This is a genomic window from Streptomyces filamentosus (assembly GCF_014654895.1).
Taxonomy (GTDB): Bacteria; Actinomycetota; Actinomycetes; order Streptomycetales; family Streptomycetaceae; genus Streptomyces; species Streptomyces filamentosus.
In genome coordinates this window covers 428485-444250 of the sequence record NZ_BNBE01000002.1, presented here as the reverse complement: position 1 = coordinate 444250, position 15766 = coordinate 428485, and the positions used below count along the sequence as shown (strand labels likewise).

The window sequence follows — 15766 nt, the reverse complement described above, 5'->3', positions numbered from 1 at the left end:
CTCGTGATCAATACACCTAGGCGAACGTGGCGCCCCAGGTGGCCGGTCCGACGACGCCGTCCACGGTCAGGCCCCTGTCCGACTGGAATCCGCGACAGGCCGAATCGGATCCCGGTCCGTACTGGCCGTCCACGGCGAGGGAGTAGCCGTGCGCGCTGTTCATCCGGTACTGCCAGGTCGCCACGCTGGCGTGCACTGTGGCCGGGGACTGCCGGAAGCTGACGCCGGGGTAGGGGAGGGGGCCTCCGCCGGGGTTCACCTCTCCACTGAGGACGCGGGTGTACAGGTTCCCCGGGCAGCCGGTCGCGTGGTGGTCGCGGTGGCCGGTGATGGCCTGTGCGGCCCCGCCCGACGTGCGCAGCCGGGCGATCCCGTACCGAAGGGCGTCGATCAGCCCGGCCGTGACGACGTCGTAGTCGTTGCCGGTGCCGCCCGTCAGGGCGCAGACCGCGTACCAGTCGTCATTGCCCTGAGTGGTGCCCTGGGCGGCGGTGCGGACGTTCTCGCCACGCCCCTGGAAGAGGTACCCGTGGACGCAGGCGAGATGGCTGTAGGCGATGTCCGACCAGCCGTTGGAGTCCATGTGGTAGTTCTGGATGCCCCGCACCTGGGCGGCACAGTCGCGGTGATCGGTTTCCGCGACCTTGACGGCGTCGATGTGGTGGACGACCACGCCGCCCTGATCCGGGGTGATGGTGCCGCTGACGCTCGTGGGCGTTCGAGCGCCCCATTGGGCGCGGGTGACGAAGGTGGCCATCAGCGACGACCTCCACGGTTCACGGCACAGCCGACGGCCGCGTTCAACGGTTCCGGGTGGGCGGTGCGGGGTGCGCTGGCGTCGTAGACCGCGCCGGGCTCGCGAGGGTTCGTGACGATCGGCGGTGCGCCGCTTGCCGAGGGGAGAGGGGAGGCGGCGTGTGCGGTTCCGGAGCGGACGACGGGCAGGGCGAGCGCACCGCCGACCGTCGTCAGCAAGACGACACGACGGGAGATCCTTCGGGTCAACAGTCCTCCAGGTGAGGCGAGTCGGTGATGGTCGTCGGAGCGGGACCGCGGTCTCGGCGTGCGGAGGGCGCGGTGCGTGCCGCGGGTGAACATGGGGCCGTTCCGTGCCCCCGGAGCCGGTGTCACCGTCCGCCGAGAGGTACGTTCGGCGGTGGAAGGGCGTGTGGGCTCCGGGGGTGTTGGGTGGAGCGGTCGGTGGTCAGCAGCCGCCGCAGTTGTAGTAGGTCACGTCCCAGTGGTTGCCCTCGTCGGCGTAGACGTTGCCGCTGGCGGACTGCCACTGGGGAGAGCCGTCCCCGCGAACGCCGATGTACGTGAAGTTGGTCTGGACGTAGGTGGAGAGGCACTTGGCCTTGCCGAAGTCGAGCTTGTAGCCGTTCCAGTGCGAGTAGGTGCCGCTCGCGTGGCCGGTCTCGGTGCCGCCGGTGATGTTGAGGGCGCAGCCGCTGGCGCTCTTGAGGGTCTGGGCGCCCTGGGCGGTGGCGAGGTTGAGCTGCTCGAAGGACGTACAGGTGGGGTTGTTCCGATCGGAGCAGTTGCCGGACGAGGACCACGTGATCCCGGACGCGGTGAACATCGAGGTCGCGGTGGCGTGGCTGATCTTGGTGACGGCGTGGGCCTCGCCGGCGGCGGTGAGGGCGCCGAAGCCGGGGGCGAAGAGGGCGCCGAGGACGAGGGCCAGAGCGGTCAGGGCGGAGCGGAATCTCATGCTGGTTCTCCTGTGTGTAGGAAAGGGGGAACGGTCCTCCGGCGCTGGTGCCGCGGGGAGGGGGCAAGTGCCTACCGGATCCGGCAGAGAGGTGTGACCTGGTAGCGGCTGTTCCGTGGGGGCTGACGCCGGGGAGAGGGAGTGCTTGTCCGGTTCGGCCGACGTCGAGGCCCGCTCTTCGGCCGTCGGTCCGAGCGTCCGTACGGCGGCGGTTTGAGGTGGGTGGCGTCAGTTCCCGCTGTCCACGCAGAGGCGCGGAACACGTGCGCCGATGCGGGTGACGATCTCGTACGCGATGGTGCCGGCGGCCGCCGCCCAGTCCTCGGCGGTCGGCTCGCCCCGCTCCCCGGACCCGAACAGCACCGCCTCGGCGCCGGGCTCGGGCGTGTCGCCGCCGAGGTCGACCACGAACTGGTCCATGGCCACCCGCCCCGCGACCGTGCGCACCCGGCCCCCGACCAGGACGGGGCCGCGGCCCGAGGCGTGCCGGGGCACCCCGTCGGCGTAGCCCAGCGGGACCAGGCCCAGGGTGGTCTCGCCCTCGGTGACGTAGTGGTGGCCGTAGCTCACGCCGTGTCCGGCGGGCACCTGCTTGACCAGCGCGACGCTTCCCTTCAGCGACATCACCGGTCGCAGTCCCAGCTCGGCGCCGGTGCCGAGCTTAGGGCCGGGCGACAGGCCGTACAGCGCGATGCCCGGCCGGACCAGGTCGAAGTGGGCCTCGGGAAGCGTGAGGGTGGCCGGCGAGTTGGCGATGTGCCGCACCTCGGGCTCCACCCCCGCCTTCTCGGCGTGGTCCAGCATCGAACGGAAGACGTCCAGCTGAGCGGCGATGGAGGGGTGGTACGGCTCGTCGGCGCAGGCGAAGTGCGACCACAGACCGGTCACCTTCACCAGTCCCCGAGCCTGGGCGTCCAGCGCCTCGGTGACCAGCTCGGGCCAGTCGGCGGGTTGGCACCCGTTGCGTCCCAGCCCGGTGTCGGCCTTGAGCTGGATCCGCGCCCGATTGCCGGTCGCCTCCGCGGCGGCGACGACCTCTCGCAGGGCCCACATGCCGCTCACCGACATGTCGAGACCGGCCTTGATGCCTAGGCCCCAGGGGTCGCCCGGCGTCCACAGCCAGCACATGACGGGCACGTCCGTGATCCCCGCCGCGCGCAGCGCGAGCGCCTCGTGCGGGGTGGCCGTGCCCAGCCAGTCCGCGCCCGCCTTCAGAGCGGCACGGGCGCAGCGCACCGCACCGTGTCCGTAGGCGTCGGCCTTGACCACGGCCATGATCCGGACGTGGGGGGCGACGCGGGCGCGCAGCGTGCGGACGTTCGCACGCAGCGCGCCGAGGTCTATCTCGGCGCGGGCTCTGCGGGGCGGCGGCGTCTCGGGCATGGCCGGCTTTCCCTTCGGGGGACTGCACAGGGGTGCGAGGCACGTGCTGGGGAGCGGTCGGCCCGTCGGGGCGCGGCCGGAGCGCGGACGGGACGCGGGGGATCGTTTCCCGGCGGTCGCCCCCCCCGGTCAGTAAGTGCAGCCTGACTCCGGGAGGGTCCACGGAGAGGGCGGAACGAGGCCGTCGTAGAGGGCGATCAGCATCTGCTGGGGGCAGACGGAAACGCCCTGCCGGAAGATGCCGAAGTGGAGGTGGGGCCCTGTGGAGTTGCCGGTGTTGCCGGTGCGGGCGATCGGCTGGCCCGCCGTCACCCGTGCTCCGTGGCTCACGTCGCGGCTGTCGAGGTGGCAGTACTGGTAGCTGACGCCGTCGTCACCGTCGATCGCCACGCCCAGGCCGCAGGAGTCGTCAAGGCCGCCGTTGAGCCGGGCGGTGCCGCCGGTGACGGCGTAGGCGGGTGTGCCGATCTCCACGGCGATGTCGCTGGCGGGGTAGTCGTGATGGGCCCACAGGAGGCTTTCCCGGCCGTCGAAGACGTCCTCACGCGGGATGATGAAGGCGTACGTGCCCTGGGGGCCGGATCCGGGCGGTGAACCGAGCAGGTGCTGCCAGGTGGTGGCCCCCACGGTCGTGCCCCCGGTGAGCTGGTGCCGTGCCTTGTAGCCCTCCACCGCGGCGGTCGTCGTCGGTCCGAAGACGCCGTCGGTCGCCACGTCGCGGTATCCGTGCTTGCGGAGCTGGAACTGCAGGGCCCGGACGGCGTCGGCCTGCGTGGAGCCGGGAGCGACGCTGATCACGAGCTTGCTCCAGGTGGCGGGTCCGACGATCCCGTCGGCCGCGAGCCCCTGGTTCTGCTGGAACGTGATGACGGCGCTGCGCGTCTGGGCGTCGAACTCGGCGTTGGCGGTGACGACGCCGCCGTGCTGGCGGAGGAGGAACTGCAGGCTGGCGACGTTGTTCCCCGTGGCTCCCTTCTGCAGCAGCGGCCAGGCCGGCAGGGCCGCGTGGGCTGGGGCCGCGGCGAGCAGTCCGAGGAGCAGTGCCGCGACGAGGGCGGTGATCAGTGTTCGCGCCTCTCTGAGACGCGAACTCGTCGTGATGGCCGTGGCGGACGCAGGGGGCATGGACGGTCCTCTCTGTTCCTGTGGCTGCCGGCCCAGGTACCCCCCGCGGGTCGGTGCGTCCGTGAGGGGAGGGATCTCGGCGAGCGTTCGCCGTGAGGTCCGGCCGGCAGGCGTACGGTAGGAACAGGCAGGCCTGTCTTGAAATGGACGTCATGTCGATCCGTCCGGAGGCGGCTTGGACCGTTTAGCCCTTGGAGGGAACGGGGTTCCTGTATTTCTGCTGGTGGGCGAGGGGGCCGCCCACCGCCCGAGCCGTCAGTGCCAGCCAGAGGTCGACCCGGTCCTCCGCCCGGTCCTGTTGCCTCCCCGTCAGTCTGGCCACCTTCTCGATGCGGTTCTGGACGGTGTGCCGGTGCAGGCCCAGCAGGGACGAGGTCTCGGCCCAGGAGCCGTTCGTCTCGAGCCAGACCCGGAGGGTTTCGGTGAGTTCCCCGCCCGGGTCCGCGGCATCGAGCGGTGCCAGTACGGTGTCGGCGAAGGCGGCCAGGGTCGCGGGACTGCCCAGGCTCAGCAGGAGCCTGACCGACCCCGCCTCGGAGGCGCTCACGGGTCGTCCCAGCTCGGTGCTGGAGGACAGCAGGGCGATCGCCTGGCGGAGCGAGAGCGCCGCGTGCTGCGGAGCGACGGCCGGACCTATGCCCGCCGGAAGGCCCGTGGCGAAGCGGCCGAGCACCGCTGAGGTGTCCACTTCTTCCGGAACGACCATCTCGACGGTCTCACCGGTCACGCGCGCGAGCCCTCCGGGCACCGCCAGGGCGAGATCGGCGGCGAGTTCCACCGGTTCGCCGGCCGCCCGCACGGCGACGGCCCGAACCGACGCCGAGGCGACGTCGGCCGTCCGCAGCAAGGACCTCGCCTGATCCGCGGTGACGTCGGGATGGAAGAGCCTGGCGAGGAGGGCCGCGCGGCGGCGGCGCTGCGGCTCGTCGGCCAGGTGACGGCGTTCCAGCTCGACGGAGAGCAGGGACACGAGGACGCTGATCAGCAGGCGGGCCTCCGGGGAGTCCGCGTCGAGCAGGACGAGGAATCCGCGCAGGCGTGTCGTTCCGAGGGGCTGCACCACGAGCCTTCCGCAGGGCAGGTCGGCGCCGCCGCTTCCCCGGAGGCCGTGCAGGGCGACGGTCTCGATCACCGCGGCGGCGTTCGCCAGCAGCTCCTGTCCGTCGGTGCCCGCCGATCCGAGGAGCCTTCCCGAGGAATCGCACACGGCCACGCCCGAGTTGACCGCCTGGTGCCAGGACGACAGCAGACCCGTCAACCCGTCCCCGGAGGCGGCCGCGGAGGACAGCCTGCGCTGTGTGCGGAGGGTGCGTTCCAGCAAGCGCCGTTCTTCGGCCGCCCGGGCGAGGAACACCGCCTTGGTGATGGAGGCGAAGGGGACGTTCGGGGGAGCGGTGAGCAAGGGCAGCCCGGCTTGCTCGGCATGGGTGCTCAGGGCGGCTGGAACCGTCTGCAGGGGCAGGCCCGGGCCTACTCCCACGATGAGAGCGGCGGCCTTGCCGCCGCTGAGCTCTTCCACGTAGGCCGCGCAGCCGGGCTCGTCGGCGGAGAGCAACAGCCCGTTGGTCATGACCACTTCGGCGCCTTCGAGCCAGGCGGCGGGCCGCGTGTTCTCGGTCGCGTGTGCCGCCTCGACCACTCGGCCAAGACCCGTGCCGCCTGCCAGGAGGCTGAGACGAAGGGAAGGGATGGCCAATAGATCACGAACGGTGAGAGGCATGGGACGCATGGTCCATGAAGTGCCTTCGCCTGTCGACCGTTTGTCGAGGACCGCGGTCCCCGCGACCGTTCCGCGGGGAAGGGAAGGTGCGCGGCGACCGCTGCCCGTCGGGATCGGTCGTCGCGCACCACGAGGGTCAGCGCGCGGGGTGGGACAGCCTGCCCTGGCGTTGGACGCGATCGATGGCGGACACTGCGTACCAGCAGTCTCCCGACGCGTCCGCATCGTAGTGGACGGCCTGCTTGCCGCCGGGGATCACCGCCACGAGGGAGGCGTACTCCGCCTCGGGGCGGCGCCCGGGATCGCGCGGGAACCGGTACACCGCGTAACGGAACGGCACGTCCTTCCTGCCGGGCGCCCCCGCGCTGATGTGCAGGGAGGCCGTGCCGGTGTGGGCGTCCCGCCGGACCTCGACGGCCGGCCGTCGAGGAAGCGGACCCTCCTCGAGGCGGGTCGGCAGGGGGCCGAGGACCGGTCGGTGCCAGTGGGAGGTCCGCATGGCGGCGAAGTCGCCCACGCGGTCGGCGCGGACGTCCTTGGCGCTGAAGAAGAGGTCGCCGCCTATGTCGGGAAGCGTGGCGTTGAGCGTCAGGTGGCGCGTCAGCTCCTTGCCGTCCTGCCACGGAGCGGGCTGCCCCGCGGCTCCCGACTTGTAGACCGCCTGTCCGATCCACAGTTCCGTGTCCGTGCCCCGGACCGCCTCGGCCCACCACGGTGCCAGGACGGCGTAGTCGGCCACCGGCAGTCCGATGTGCCAGTACACCTGGGGCGCGACGTAGTCGAGCCACCCCCGCTCGACCCATCCGCGGGTGTCCGCGTGCAGGCCGTCGTACGACTGGAAGGCGGCGGTCCGGGAACCGCGCGGATCCGTGGTGGCGTTGCGCCAGACGCCGAAGGGGCTGATGCCGAAGAGTGCGTCCGGCCGTACGGCACGCACGGCGTCCCGCATCTCACGGACCATGAGGTCCACGTTGTGCCGGCGCCAGGCCGCCTTGTCCGCGTGGCCCGCTCCGTACGTCCGGAACGTCTCCTCGTCGGGGAAGTCGGATCCCGCGACCGGATAGGGGTAGAAGTAGTCGTCGAAGTGCACGCCGTCGATGTCGTACCGCCTGACGGCGTCGAGCATCGCCTCCTGGCAGAAGCGGCGCGCGGCCGGCACGCCGGGGTCGTAGTAGAGCTTCCCGCCGTAGGAGACGCACCATTCCGGATGGACGCGGGCCGGGTGCTCGGGAACCAGTGCGGACGGGTCGGGCTGCATGGAGACGCGGTACGGGTTGAACCAGGCGTGGAACGCGAGGCCGCGCTCGTGCGCCGTCTCGACCATGAAGCCCAGCGGGTCGTACCCGGGGTCCCTCCCCTGCGTACCGGTGAGCCACTGGGACCAGGGTTCGAGGGGCGAGGGCCAGAACGCGTCGGCTGTCGGCCGGATCTGCACGAACAAGGCGTTGAACCCCCACGCGAGGGCTTCGTCCGCCAGCCGTACGAACTCGGCGCGCTGGGTGGCGGCGTCCAGGCCCGTGCGGCTCGGCCAGTCGATGTTGACCACGGAGGCGATCCACAACCCCCGCATCTGCCGCCGGACGGGATCGACGGCGGGCACGGCGGCGTGGACCGGCGACGACGCGAGTGCGGCGGCGCAGCCGGCCGCCGCGACGGCGGTGAGGAGCGTGCGGCGGGGGAGGGCTGGGGAGGCGGGGGAACCGGCGGTGCGTTTCGGTGTCATGGCTGTCTCTCCGCGGGCGACGTGACGGGGACGGGGAACACGGCGGGGGGCCGAGGGCGGGCGGGGGCGGGAGTGGCGTCCCCGGGGGCCCGACGAGCTCGTCCCGCAGGTAACGCACGTAACTCTGGCTGCATTTCATCAAGCTATGTATCTTCTGTTTCGAAGGCGAGAGCGGGTCGTGCCGCCGTGGCCGTCTCTCCGGCATGCGCGCCCGCAGGACCCCCGCCCGTGCCGGAGCGCCTCCCGCGAGCGGGAAAGGACGAGCGACGGTCCAGGCGCCACGGCCCATGCTCGTCTTCCCGCAGTCGGCGCGGCAACGACTCGATGTCCATCACACCTGAAGGGGCCTGGACATTCTGTCGATCGTCTCCCCACCGGCCGGATCCCTACCGTGTCGCCCCAGCCGCACTCCAAGAGCGGTCCGCGCGAACGCCGTTCGACGGCGTTTTCTCCGGACCGCCTTCCCGAAATGAGTACAGCGCACCATGATTCCCATCCGGTCCACCGCCCTCGCGGCGGCCACCGTCCTCACCGTCGTCGCATCCGCGACCGCCTGCGGTCCCTCCAAGTCGGCGAAATCGAACAACTCGTCCAACAAGCCCGGCGGCGCGTACTCGGTCGCGCTGACGGAGCCGGACCACCTCCTGCCGGGTCGGACCACCAGCAGCTACTCCCTCCAGGTCCTGCAGGGGCTCTTCGACCCGCCCGCCGCCCTCGACCCGAAGGACGGCACCGTCAAGCCGCTGGCCGCCGTCTCCTGGCTCACCGAGGACAACGTCGTCTGGACCATCAAGTTCAGGTCCGGAACCACCTTCCACAACGGCGAGAAGGTCACGGCCGCCAGCTTCGCGGACGCGTGGAACGCCGCCGCCTACGGACCCAACGCCTGGGACGCGAACTACTACTTCGCCCAGATCAAGGGGTACGACGCCCTCAACCCGGCGGAAGAGGGCGCCGAGCCGTCCGCGCGAACCCTGTCCGGCCTGAAGGTGCTCGACGAGACGACCCTCCAGGTCACCTTGAAGGCGCCCTTCGGCCAGTTCCCCATGCTGCTGTCCTTCCCCGCCTTCGCCCCCCTCCCCAAGGCGGCCACGGCGAACCCGGACGCCTCCGACATCGCGCCGATCGGCAACGGCCCCTACCAGCTCGACGGCGCCTGGGAGCGCAACCAGAGGATCCGGCTGAAGAAGTTCCCCGGCTACCGCGGCTCCCGCGAGCCCATGGCCGACCGCGTCGACTTCAAGATCTACACGAGCCGGGAGACCGCCTTCACCGAACTCCAGGCCGGCAACGTCGACGTCCTCACGACCGTGCCCGCCGCCAACTCCGCGCAGGCCAAGCGCCTCTTCGGCGAGCGCTTCTCCATCCGCCCCAGCGGCACCATGGACTACCTCGGCCTGCCCGTGAAGGACCCTCGCTTCGCGGACCCCCGGCTCCGCAAGGCCCTCTCCATGGCCATCGACCGCAAGGGCATCACCCAGGCCATCTACAACGGCGTCTACAAGCCCGCCACCTCCCTCGTCGGCGACATGATCCCCGGGCACCGCCCCGACGCCTGCGGCGAGACCTGCGCCTACGACCCGGCCGCCGCCAAGAAGCTGTTCGAGGAGGCCGGAGGGTTCAAGGGCCCCCTGGAGCTGTACTTCTCCAACTCCGATCCCACCTACGAGCAGTGGATGACCTCCGTCGCCAACCAGCTCAAGGACAACCTCGGCATCCAGGACGTGAAGTTCCGCAAGATGGCCCCCGCCGACCTGTCCTCCCTGCTCAACGACGGCAAGAACAAGGGCCCCTTCCGGCAGAACTGGGTCATCGACTACCCCAGCATCCAGAACTACCTCGACGGCCTCTACTACCCCGGCAACCGATCCGGCTGGAGCAACGAGGAGTTCGACGCCCTTGTGGCCGAGGGCAACGCCCTCCAAGGCGCCGACGCCGTCTCGGCGTACCAGAAGGCCGAGGACATCGCCCTGCGCGAACTGCCGTACATACCGCTCTGGAACTGGCAGGACCAGTCCGCGTGGAGCGACAGGATCGGGAACGTCGTCATCGACCCCTACGCCGCCGGCCTGCACCTGGACCGCGTCACCGTCAACGACTGAGACCGCAACCGATCCTCCGTGGAGCACACCCCTCGCGTGCTCCGCACAGACCTTCCTCTGGGGGCCGTCCGTCGTGTGGAGATTCGTCGCCCGCCGCCTGCTGCACGCCCTGCCCGTACTCCTTGGCACCACCTTCCTCATCTACACGCTCGTCTTCGTCCTGCCGGGCGACCCCATCCAGGGGCTCGCCGGCGACAAACCCGTCCCGCCGGCCGTCCTCGCCGAGCTGCGCGCCCGCTACCACCTCGACGACCCCCTGTGGATCCAGTACACGCACTACCTCACCGGCCTGCTCACCGGCGACCTCGGAACCACCTTCACCGGCCGTCGCGTGTCGGACCTGCTGGCCGACCGGTGGGTCGTCACCCTGCAACTCGGCCTCACCGCCTGGGTGCTGGAAGTAATCCTCGGCATGGCACTCGGAGTCTGGGCGGGCCTGCGGAAGGGCAAGTGGGACGACAGCGCGGTGCTCTTCGGCACCACCCTGGTCATCTCCGTACCGGTCTTCGTCGTCGGGTACATGGCCCAGCTGGTCTTCGGCGTACAGCTCGGCTGGCTGCCGGTGGCGGGCACCGAAGAAGGATGGCCCTTCGCCTTCCTGCTGCCCGGTCTCGTCCTCGCCTCGTTCGGTCTCGCCTACGTCGCCAGGCTCACCCGCAGCTCCCTCATCGAGAACCTGCGGGCCGACTACGTCCGCACCGCCCACTCCAAAGGACTGAGCGGCCGCCGCGTCGTGGTCAGACACACCCTGCGCAACTCGCTGATCCCCGTCGTCACCTTCCTCGGCCTGGAGCTGGGGGGACTCATGGCCGGCGCGATCGTCACCGAGTACATCTTCAACCTCCCCGGCGTCGGCCAGCAGCTCTTCCAGTCCATCCAGCTCCGCGAAGGCCCCGTCGTGGTGGGCACCACCACAGCTCTCGTCCTCATCTTCCTGCTCGCGAACCTGCTCGTGGACCTCCTCTACGGGCTGCTCGATCCGAGGATCCGCCATGACTGACACCGCCAGGGCCCTGGAAGCCGCGGGCGAAGCCGCCGAGCCCCCCGCCCCGCCCGACACGGCGCGCCCGCCCTCCCAGGAACGGGCGTCCCTCGGCAAGGACGCATGGCTCGAACTGCGGGCACGGCCCACGGTGTGGGCCGCAGTCGTCACCCTCTTCCTGATGACGGCGATGGCCCTGGCCCCCGGCATCCTCACCTCACTGCTCACCGAAGGCGGAGACCACTGCGACCTGGCCGACTCCAAGCTGGGCCCCTCCGCGGGCCACCCCTTCGGATTCGACCTGCAGGGCTGCGACTACCTGGCCCAGGTCATCCGGGGTACCCGCCCCTCCCTGATCGCGGGCCTCGCCGTGACCGCGGCCTCCCTCCTGATCGCCGTCGTGCTCGGACTGCTGTGCGGCTTCTACGGAGGCTGGCTCGACGCCCTCGTCTCCCGGGTGACCGACGTCTTCTTCGGTCTGCCCTTCGTCCTCGGAGCCACCGTCATCCTGGTCGCCTTCCCCGACCACGGCCTCGGCGCCATGGTCCTGGTCCTGACGGTCCTGGGCTGGACGACCATGACGCGCATCATGCGCTCCCAGGTCATCGCCCTGGCCGACGCCGACTACGTACGTGCCGCCCGCATGCTGGGAGCGCGACCCGCCCGCCTCATGGTGCGCCACATCCTCCCCAACGCGATCACCCCGGTCATCGTGGTCGCCATGCTGAACGTCGGGGCGGTCATCTCGGGCGAAGCGACACTCGACTTCCTGGGGGTCGGACTCCAGTACCCCGAGGTCTCCTGGGGACTCCAGCTGAACGCGGCCCAGGCCTTCGTCCTCGACCACCCCCACCTCCTGTTCTTCCCCGCCCTCTTCCTGTCCGCGACCGTCCTGAGCTTCATCCTCCTCGGCGATGCCGCACGTGACGCCTTCGATCCCCGGCTGAAATGAGCGCTCATGTCCCCTGCCGCACATCCACTCCTGGAGGTCGAGGACCTCTGCGTCGAGTTCCGCACGCGACGCGGCACCATTCGGGCGGTGAACGGACTCTCCTACACCCTCCACGAAGGCGAGACCCTGGCCCTGCTCGGCGAGTCCGGATCGGGCAAGTCCGTCGCGGCACAGGCCGTCATGGGACTGCTCGACACACCGCCGGCGCACATCACCCGCGGCGCCGTCCGCCTGCGTGGCGACGACCTGCTTGCCCTGTCCCCCGAGCGCCACCGGGAGGTGCGGGGAACGCGCCTCTCCATGATCTTCCAGGACGCGCTCACCGCGCTCAACCCCGTACTGTCGGTGGGCGACCAACTGGCCGAGATGTACCGGGTGCACCAGGGCATGGGACGCAAGGCCGCCCTCGCGCGCGCCGTCGCGCTCATGGACCGCGTCCGGATCCCGGCCGCCTCCCGCCGGATCCACGACTACCCGCACCAGTTCTCGGGCGGGATGCGCCAGCGCGTCATGATCGCGATGGCGCTCGCGCTCGACCCGGAAGTCGTCATCGCGGACGAACCCACCACAGCCCTCGACGTTACCGTCCAGGCTCAGATCATGCGGCTGCTCAAACAGCTCCAGAGCGAGACCCGCATGGGCCTGCTGCTGATCACCCATGACCTCGGCGTCGTCGCCGAGGCGGCTGACCGGATCACCGTCATGTACGCCGGCCGCACGGTGGAGTCCGCATCGGCGGACGACCTCTACGCCCGTCCCGGACACCCCTACACCCGTGGCCTGCTCGACTCGGTGCCCCGCCTGGACCGCCTCGGAAAGCCCCTCGTGCCCATCACCGGCGCCCCACCCCTGCCGTCCTCGATCCCCGCGGGATGTGCCTTCCACCCCCGGTGCCCGCGCGCCGAACCGCGCTGCGGCAGCGAAGCACCACCCTTCCGAACGCTCTCGCCCGCAGGACACCGCAGTGCCTGCCACTTCGCCGAGGAGGTCCACCATGCCCCCGTCGGCTGAGACCGATCCGCCCCTCCTGCAGGCCACGGCGCTCACCCGCCACTTCCCGATCACCACGGGCGTGCTCTGGAAACACCGCACCGGGGCGGTCAGAGCGGTCGACGGCGTCGACCTGACCGTCCGCCGCGCGGAAACCCTCGGCATCGTGGGCGAGTCCGGGTGCGGCAAGTCCACCCTCGCCTCCCTCCTGATGGCCCTGGACCAGCCCACCTCGGGCACCGTGACCATCGACGGCCAAGACCCCTTCTCCCTCTCCGGACGCGAACTGCGCACGCTTCGCCGCCGTGTCCAGATGGTCCTGCAGGACCCCTACACCTCACTCGACCCGAGGATGACGGCAGGCCAGATCGTCGGGGAACCCTTCGCCATCCACCCCGACGCGGTTCCCCGGACCGACCGCGGCCGACGCGTGGCCGAGCTCCTCGAGACCGTCGGTCTGGACCCCACCCACCGGGACCGCTACCCCCACCAGTTCTCCGGGGGACAGCGCCAGCGCCTGGGAATCGCGCGGGCCCTGGCACTAGGCCCCCGACTGCTCCTGTGCGACGAACCGGTGTCCGCCCTGGACGTCTCCGTCCAGGCACAGGTCCTCAACCTGCTCCAGGACCTCCGCCGAGACCTCCGTCTCGCCTGCGTCTTCATCTCGCACGACCTCGCGGTCGTCCAGCACCTGTGCGACCGCATCGCGGTGATGTACCTGGGGAAGATCGTAGAGACCGGCACGCGCGAGCAGATCTACACGACGCCCCGCCACCCCTACACCCGTGCCCTCCTCGCCGCGGCCCCCGTACCCGACCCCAGACGGCGCGCACCCGATGACGCGCACCTCCTGGAAGGCGATCTGCCCTCCCCGGCCTCACCGCCGTCCGGGTGCCGCTTCCGGACCCGCTGCCCCCGGGCCCGCGAGCAGTGCCTGACGGAACCCGAACTGCGCACGCGCGACGGGGCCGATCATCCGACCGCCTGTCACTTCCCCATCGACACGACGACATGAAGGACGAACGCGTGACAAGCAGACGCATCCCGCGCAGACGAGCAGCGGGCCCCGTGGCCGTCGTGACGGCCCTGCTGACCGGGGCGCTCGCCATGGCCCCTGCCCAGGCACAGCCACCCTCCGGCCCGGAGGAAGCCGCCTCGGTGGGGGCCCGGCCCCGCGCCGACCTCTTCCGCACGGCCGGCGAACGGCACCACGTCCCCGAGACGGTGCTGCTCGCGGTGTCGTACCTGCAGAGCCGCTGGGACGACCACGGCGGCGCCCCGAGCGTGGACGCCGGCTACGGGCCGATGCACCTGACCGACGCCCGAGCGACGCTCGCCGGGGCATCCCACCACGCCGACGGGGACGAGGACCCCCGGGGCGACATCTCCCGCCCCTCCCTCGCGCACCGGGAGACGCCCGTCGACCCGGATCGCCTCCCCGCCGCGCTGGAGACCCTGGGGCGGGCCGCCGCGCTCACCGGACTGCCCGCGGACCGCCTCCGCACGGACCCCGGCGCGAACATCGAAGGCGGAGCGGCGCTCCTCGCCGCCCACCAGCGCTCCGCGGGCCTGCCCCTGAGCACCGACCCCGCACAGTGGTACGGGGCCGTCGCCGCATACGCGGGCGCCGCCGAAGCCGGGGCGGCGCGACGCTTCGCCGACGACGTCTTCCGCCTGATCAACACGGGGGAGTCGCGGCGCACCGACGACGGAACCGTCGTCACCCTGCCCCCGGCGCCCGTCGTGCCGGACACCCGGCAGCTGGACGGACTCGGGCTGAGACCCACGACCCCGGGCGCCGAATGCCCCCGTGAGCTGGGCTGCGACTGGACCCCCGCGCCCTACCGGATGCTCTCGGACGAGCCGGGCGACTTCGGCAACCACGACCTCTCCGACCGTCCCCACAACCAGACCATCGACTACATCGTCGTCCACGACACCGAGGCCACCTGGGACACCACCCTCAAGCTGGTCCAGGACCCCACCTACGTGTCCTGGCACTACAGCCTCCGCTCCGCGGACGGCCACGTCGCCAACCACCTGCGCGCCAAGGACGTCGGCTGGCACGCCGGCAACTGGTACGTCAACTCCAAGGCCGTCGGGCTGGAGCACGAGGGCTTCCTCGCCCAGGGCGGCCAGTGGTACACCGAGGCGATGTACCGGACGTCGGCCCGCCTGGTGCGGCACCTGGCCAGGACGTACGACATCCCCCTCGACCGGGCCCACGTCATCGGTCACGACAACGTGCCCGGCACCGTGCCCGGCACCGTCGCCGGCATGCACCAGGACCCCGGCCCCTACTGGGACTGGGACCACTACTTCGACCTCCTGGGCAAGCCGTTCAAGCCGGAGGGCGGACCCACCTCGCCGCTGGTGACCATCCACCCGGACTACGACTCGAACACGGAGCCCTACTACTGCGGTGCGACCCCGGCCGACCTCTGCCCCGTGCACGGATCGGCCTCGATCACCCTGCGCACCGAGCCCCGTGACGACGCTCCCCTGGTCATCGACGCGGGCATCCGTCCCTCACCCGGCACGTGGTCCGTCTACAACCACGCCGCCCGGGTGAGCACGGGTCAGAAGTACGTGGTGGCGGAGCGCCGCGGCGACTGGACGGCGTTGTGGTACCTCGGACAGAAGGGCTGGTTCAAGGAAGACCTCCGGCACCCCAAGACCCTGCCCGCCAGGGGCCTGGTGGCGCGGTTGCGCCCCGGACTCGACAGCGCCCCGCTCTACGGACGCGCCTACCCCGAGACCGAGGCGTACCCGGCCGAGATCCCCGTCCAGCCCCTCGTGCCGCTGCAGTACACCCTGCGCCCCGGCCAGACCTACAGCGTCGGACAGACGGTGACTGGCGAGTACTACCACTCCAAGACCTTCGAACTCACCGGCCACACCGTGGTCCGCGGCGAGCTCAGGTACCACCAGGTGCAGTTCGGCCACCGCATCATGTTCGTCAAGGCGGACGACGTGATCCTCACGGCGGCCTCCAGGATGCCGCGCGTGCCCCGCTGAGCGCGGGACCGTCCGAGGCGGCCCGGGGCTCCTGATCGGGAACCCCGGGCCGCTACC

11 protein-coding genes and 1 pseudogene are annotated in these 15766 nt (G+C 71.1%); 6 read left to right on the top strand and 6 right to left on the bottom strand.

Translation table 11 applies throughout. The features are described 5' to 3' along the window. Positions 1 to 16: 16 nt before the first annotated feature. From IE326_RS21070 to IE326_RS21045, 6 genes and pseudogenes are all read right to left on the bottom strand, one after another. The gene (locus IE326_RS21070) at positions 17 to 757 is read right to left on the bottom strand and encodes a peptidoglycan recognition protein family protein (protein ID WP_190042608.1); all 741 of its coding nucleotides are present in this window, start codon (positions 755 to 757) and stop codon (positions 17 to 19) included. A 447-nt stretch (positions 758 to 1204) separates the two neighbouring features. Next, complete coding sequence (locus IE326_RS21065; RefSeq protein WP_190042607.1) at positions 1205 to 1714, bottom strand: hypothetical protein; 510 nt, start codon at positions 1712 to 1714, stop codon at positions 1205 to 1207. A 228-nt stretch (positions 1715 to 1942) separates the two neighbouring features. Beyond that, positions 1943 to 3097 (bottom strand): alanine racemase, encoded by a 1155-nt coding sequence (gene alr / locus IE326_RS21060; RefSeq protein WP_190042606.1) that lies wholly within the window; start codon positions 3095 to 3097, stop codon positions 1943 to 1945. 129 nt (positions 3098 to 3226) lie between these two features. Next, a complete protein-coding gene (locus IE326_RS21055) occupies positions 3227 to 4222 on the bottom strand; it encodes a peptidoglycan-binding protein (protein WP_051842623.1) in 996 nt (331 codons plus the stop codon). A 184-nt stretch (positions 4223 to 4406) separates the two neighbouring features. Next, positions 4407 to 5942 (bottom strand): PucR family transcriptional regulator, encoded by a 1536-nt coding sequence (locus IE326_RS21050; protein ID WP_190042605.1) that lies wholly within the window; start codon positions 5940 to 5942, stop codon positions 4407 to 4409. Between the two features lie 481 nt (positions 5943 to 6423). Continuing rightward, a pseudogene (locus IE326_RS21045) lies at positions 6424 to 7665 on the bottom strand (glycoside hydrolase family 10-like protein); the annotation flags it as partial. A 485-nt stretch (positions 7666 to 8150) separates the two neighbouring features. Between IE326_RS21045 and IE326_RS21040 the strand changes: the two are divergent. The 6 genes from IE326_RS21040 (at position 8151) to IE326_RS21015 (ending at position 15709) form a co-directional block, all read left to right on the top strand. Then, positions 8151 to 9767: a peptide ABC transporter substrate-binding protein gene (locus IE326_RS21040; protein ID WP_190042603.1), complete on the top strand. Its 1617-nt coding sequence runs from the start codon at positions 8151 to 8153 to the stop codon at positions 9765 to 9767. 73 nt (positions 9768 to 9840) lie between these two features. Continuing rightward, positions 9841 to 10767 carry an ABC transporter permease gene (locus tag IE326_RS21035; protein ID WP_190042602.1) on the top strand — a complete coding sequence of 309 codons (927 nt, stop codon included), beginning with the start codon at positions 9841 to 9843 and terminating at the stop codon, positions 10765 to 10767. Then, the gene (locus IE326_RS21030; protein ID WP_190042601.1) at positions 10760 to 11701 is read left to right on the top strand and encodes an ABC transporter permease; all 942 of its coding nucleotides are present in this window, start codon (positions 10760 to 10762) and stop codon (positions 11699 to 11701) included. Before IE326_RS21035 ends, IE326_RS21030 begins: the two co-directional genes overlap by 8 nt. 6 nt (positions 11702 to 11707) lie before the next feature. Next, positions 11708 to 12712: an ABC transporter ATP-binding protein gene (locus IE326_RS21025; RefSeq protein WP_043229174.1), complete on the top strand. Its 1005-nt coding sequence runs from the start codon at positions 11708 to 11710 to the stop codon at positions 12710 to 12712. Next, on the top strand, positions 12696 to 13706 hold the full coding sequence (locus tag IE326_RS21020; RefSeq protein ID WP_043229175.1) for an ABC transporter ATP-binding protein: 1011 nt from the start codon (positions 12696 to 12698) through the stop codon (positions 13704 to 13706). Before IE326_RS21025 ends, IE326_RS21020 begins: the two co-directional genes overlap by 17 nt. A gap of 62 nt (positions 13707 to 13768) precedes the next feature. After that, complete coding sequence (locus IE326_RS21015) at positions 13769 to 15709, top strand: N-acetylmuramoyl-L-alanine amidase (RefSeq protein ID WP_373310281.1); 1941 nt, start codon at positions 13769 to 13771, stop codon at positions 15707 to 15709. Positions 15710 to 15766: the final 57 nt, after the last annotated feature.

Bases quoted from the DNA above. Each gene is read 5' to 3' on its own strand.
- IE326_RS21065 (WP_190042607.1), bottom strand. From the start codon at position 1,714: ATGAGATTCCGCTCCGCCCTGACCGCTCTGGCCCTCGTCCTCGGCGCC.
- IE326_RS21040 (WP_190042603.1), top strand. From the start codon at position 8,151: ATGATTCCCATCCGGTCCACCGCCCTCGCGGCGGCCACCGTCCTCACC.
- IE326_RS21025 (WP_043229174.1), top strand. From the start codon at position 11,708: ATGTCCCCTGCCGCACATCCACTCCTGGAGGTCGAGGACCTCTGCGTC.
- IE326_RS21055 (WP_051842623.1), bottom strand. From the start codon at position 4,222: ATGCCCCCTGCGTCCGCCACGGCCATCACGACGAGTTCGCGTCTCAGA.
- IE326_RS21050 (WP_190042605.1), bottom strand. From the start codon at position 5,942: ATGCCTCTCACCGTTCGTGATCTATTGGCCATCCCTTCCCTTCGTCTC.
- IE326_RS21030 (WP_190042601.1), top strand. From the start codon at position 10,760: ATGACTGACACCGCCAGGGCCCTGGAAGCCGCGGGCGAAGCCGCCGAG.
- IE326_RS21020 (WP_043229175.1), top strand. From the start codon at position 12,696: ATGCCCCCGTCGGCTGAGACCGATCCGCCCCTCCTGCAGGCCACGGCG.
- IE326_RS21070 (WP_190042608.1), bottom strand. From the start codon at position 757: ATGGCCACCTTCGTCACCCGCGCCCAATGGGGCGCTCGAACGCCCACG.
- alr (WP_190042606.1), bottom strand. From the start codon at position 3,097: ATGCCCGAGACGCCGCCGCCCCGCAGAGCCCGCGCCGAGATAGACCTC.